This is a genomic window from Paenibacillus sp. USDA918EY, assembly GCF_009870825.1.
GTDB classification, from domain to species: domain Bacteria; phylum Bacillota; class Bacilli; order Paenibacillales; family Paenibacillaceae; genus Paenibacillus_AQ; species Paenibacillus_AQ albilobatus.
Genome location: NZ_WTWY01000039.1, coordinates 1 through 2,973, shown reverse-complemented (window position 1 = coordinate 2,973; position 2,973 = coordinate 1). Strand labels below are relative to the sequence as shown.

6 protein-coding genes and 1 pseudogene are annotated in these 2,973 nt (G+C 45.6%); 3 read left to right on the top strand and 4 right to left on the bottom strand.

The features are described from left to right. Positions 1–101: 101 nt before the first annotated feature. From GQY55_RS30600 to GQY55_RS30585, 4 genes are read right to left on the bottom strand one after another with little or no spacing between them, the layout of a single operon-like run. Positions 102–320: a hypothetical protein gene (locus GQY55_RS30600; RefSeq protein WP_160045701.1), complete on the bottom strand. Its 219-nt coding sequence runs from the start codon at positions 318–320 to the stop codon at positions 102–104. 16 nt (positions 321–336) lie between these two features. Further along, entirely contained in the window at positions 337–588 is a 252-nt protein-coding gene (locus GQY55_RS30595) for a DUF7667 family protein (RefSeq protein WP_160045700.1), read from the bottom strand. A 1-nt stretch (position 589) separates the two neighbouring features. After that, entirely contained in the window at positions 590–871 is a 282-nt protein-coding gene (locus tag GQY55_RS30590) for a helix-turn-helix domain-containing protein (RefSeq protein ID WP_160045699.1), read from the bottom strand. A 21-nt stretch (positions 872–892) separates the two neighbouring features. After that, positions 893–1,108, bottom strand: coding sequence for a helix-turn-helix domain-containing protein (locus GQY55_RS30585; RefSeq protein ID WP_160045698.1), 216 nt, complete (start codon positions 1,106–1,108; stop codon positions 893–895). Between the two features lie 248 nt (positions 1,109–1,356). Here GQY55_RS30585 and GQY55_RS30580 point away from each other — a divergent pair, with 248 nt between their 5' ends. From GQY55_RS30580 to GQY55_RS30570, 3 genes and pseudogenes are all read left to right on the top strand, one after another. Then, entirely contained in the window at positions 1,357–1,764 is a 408-nt protein-coding gene (locus tag GQY55_RS30580) for a helix-turn-helix domain-containing protein (RefSeq protein WP_160045697.1), read from the top strand. Positions 1,765–1,774: 10 nt separating this feature from the next. After that, on the top strand, positions 1,775–2,185 hold the full coding sequence (locus tag GQY55_RS30575; RefSeq protein ID WP_160045696.1) for an ImmA/IrrE family metallo-endopeptidase: 411 nt from the start codon (positions 1,775–1,777) through the stop codon (positions 2,183–2,185). Positions 2,186–2,250: 65 nt separating this feature from the next. Then, positions 2,251–2,973: pseudogene (locus GQY55_RS30570) on the top strand (site-specific integrase); the annotation flags it as partial.

The window sequence follows — 2,973 nt, the reverse complement described above, 5'->3', positions numbered from 1 at the left end:
TCCTCTCGATTTCCCCATTCAGCCAATCCAGTGCCGCCGGTAGTACGTCCGGATCACATTGGCAACGCCCATTCAACAACCGCCAGCGTAGGCGCTTAAGTTCAAGTTTCCGCCATTGCAGATCGTTCATCGTTCTGGTTCACCTCCCTTCCGGCGATGATCGTTACAGCACCCAGCTTTTTCATCAGGCAGGATCCCGAGCAAACTAGCTCATTGCCGATTTTCGTCACTGGCTGCCCGAAGTAAATCTCTGCCCCGCATTCCTCGTTTGCGCAGTAATCAACGACTTCCGACGCGACCATATCAAGCACCTTGCTCACTCACATTCACCCCCTTTCAGGACAGATTTGCTTCTAAAGCTTTGACCTGTTTGCATAGATCACGCTGCCATTCAATGTCGTTTGCCTGGTAAGCGATAAAGGATAATTGCTTGAGCTCGTCGATCCTTCTTACAACCTGGGCATTAAGTTTCAAGCAGTGAGCTATGTCCTTCTGCTCCAATATGGAAAGCCGTTCATAGCCACCCAACCGTTCCGCCTTCTCCGTCAACTCGGCCAAACGGCGATGAACTGAATGGATACCGATCATTTCAGTCACCCTTCCGGATCAGGATTGATTCAATGTGTTTGTCCAGATCGAATTGCCGAAAATACAAATTTTCACGCTGTCGGAAATAAGGAATTTTATTATTACGGACCATGCGCCGCAGCGTTGATTCGGACACCTTGAGGTACTCGCACGCTTCCTCAAACGTGAAGGTGTTTGCTCGCAGCGCCTTCTTGATCTCGGGCTGTAGTTCGGACAAGATCTCAGCTGTGAGTTCCCGTTTCAGATCGGCCCTGAGTGCTTCGATAAAGTCAGCTGTTGTCATGGTTTAGGCAACCTCCTCACCTTAGCCATCCCGGTGTTTGAGTTTTTTCGCCGGAACCAATTTAATCTCCAATCCCAAAGCATCGCATGCCTTGCTAAGCGTGGTTTCATTCCAGCGACGACTGCCATCTAAGAGACTATGGAGGTATTGAGGAGTGTAACCTGTTTGTTTGGCAACATCAGAAGGAGTAACGCCTTGATCATCCATGGCTTTTTTAATGGATATTGAAAAACTCATGCTCCCACCTCCTTTTAACTATTTGTTTGTATTACATGAGTAAATATTAAACTATTTGTTTCATTACGACAATTCGAAATATCCAGCATTTAGCACTAATATTAAACATTTCGTTGAAAAAAGCCTATAAATAATGCTATTTGTTTAAAATTACTCGTTTTTTCTCCGATTTTAAACTATTTGTTCGTTGTAATATAAACTATTTGTTGATAGGATGATTATAAACAAATAGTTGAAGGAGAATATTTATGAATAGAATCCGTGAGATACGGCTGAAAAAAGGAATTAGCGGCCCTGAGTTAGCTGAGAAATTAGAAATCACTCCTCAATATCTGTACGGATTCGAGAAGGAGACACGCACATTAAGCGCTGATATGGCTTCTAAAATTGCTTCTATTTTCGAAGTGAGCGTTGATTATCTACTTGGAAGAACTGATAACCATGAAGACGCTCATCATGTTCCAGAATGGGCCAACCAAAAGGACAAGCGAGATTTCAAAAAAATGCTCGAGGAAGATGAGCCTATTATGTTTGACGGTGTACCCGTAAGTGATGAGGATAAGGAAAAAATCAAGCGTGTAATAGAAGCCATGTTCTGGGATGCCAAAGAAAAGAATAAAAAGACATACGGCCGGAAGAAGACTACTGACGAATAGAGGGACGGCTATGGACGATGAAATTAAGCAGCTCATCCGTAGATTCAAGTCGAATGACCCTTTTGAGATTGCTGAGCGTTTAAACATCGAAGTTTGGTTTTGCGACTTGGGGAGTGAAACACGAGGTCTTTATTACCGAAAGCTAAGAAGAAAATATATAGCAATTCATGAAGGACTTAGCGATTCTTGGAAGCGCTTTGTGTGCGCCCACGAATTAGGACACGATCGGCTCCATCCAGGAATCAGCCGTTTTTTCCTGGACGAGTATTCCTTCTTCTCTGCCGGGAAATTTGAGCGCCAGGCAAACAGGTTCGCCCTTAAGTTGTTGACAGCTGGATCATACATAGAACAAGGTGAATCCATTGAGGAGTATTTAATTCGAAATGGAATCCCTAAAGAAATGATTAAATTTTACATCTAACCTTTGCGCTTTCCGGCTGAAAGGCCGTTTAAATATACCTTTAAACAGAACATATGTTTGGAGTGATGCAGAAAATGGCATGGATCGAGCATGTGGGAGGCAACAAGTACAAATTGGTTGCTCGGGATCCGTCTAAGGTGTCGAAACCGAAACGATCAACCCGAGTAGAAGTGCCGGCCGACATTGCAAAATCGGCTCGGAAAACAGAACAGTGGCTCACCCTAGAGCTCGCGAAGTGGGCCGAAGCTGTCGAGTCCGGGGAAGCAACCGGCAAGGTCAAAAGCGAGAAAATCAGCTTTAAGGATTTCATTGAGACATGGAAGAAAGGTTACGCCAAGGAAAACATGGGAGGCAAGACGATCCTAAACACCATGGCCATCGTCGAATCGAGACTCATACCAGAATTCGGCGATACGCGGATCGATCAGATCACAACGCTGCAGCTCGTCACCTGGTTTGCTGGTCTTGTGAATATCAAGGATGGAAAACCACTTGCGACCAATACGAAGCTGAACATTTATAAGGCAACCAAGTCGATTTTTGATGCCGCTGCCGCATGGGGTGTCATTAAAAGCAATCCCATGGACGGCGTGCAGCGCCCGAGCCAAAGTAAAAAAGAGAAAAAGGAGATCCGTTCGAAGAAGAAAGTTTATTCCCGGCAAGAGGTCGAGAAGCTCCTGACGGCCCTGTACGCCCTTCCTACCCGCTGGCGGCTGTATTTTACCGGGGCAATCCTTGGAGGCTTCCGGCGCGGCGAATTATTGGCCGTGGAGTGGCCTGACGTCGAT

Bases quoted from the DNA above. Each gene is read 5' to 3' on its own strand.
- GQY55_RS30595 (WP_160045700.1), bottom strand. From the start codon at position 588: ATGATCGGTATCCATTCAGTTCATCGCCGTTTGGCCGAGTTGACGGAG.
- GQY55_RS30590 (WP_160045699.1), bottom strand. From the start codon at position 871: ATGACAACAGCTGACTTTATCGAAGCACTCAGGGCCGATCTGAAACGG.
- GQY55_RS30585 (WP_160045698.1), bottom strand. From the start codon at position 1,108: ATGAGTTTTTCAATATCCATTAAAAAAGCCATGGATGATCAAGGCGTT.
- GQY55_RS30580 (WP_160045697.1), top strand. From the start codon at position 1,357: ATGAATAGAATCCGTGAGATACGGCTGAAAAAAGGAATTAGCGGCCCT.
- GQY55_RS30575 (WP_160045696.1), top strand. From the start codon at position 1,775: ATGGACGATGAAATTAAGCAGCTCATCCGTAGATTCAAGTCGAATGAC.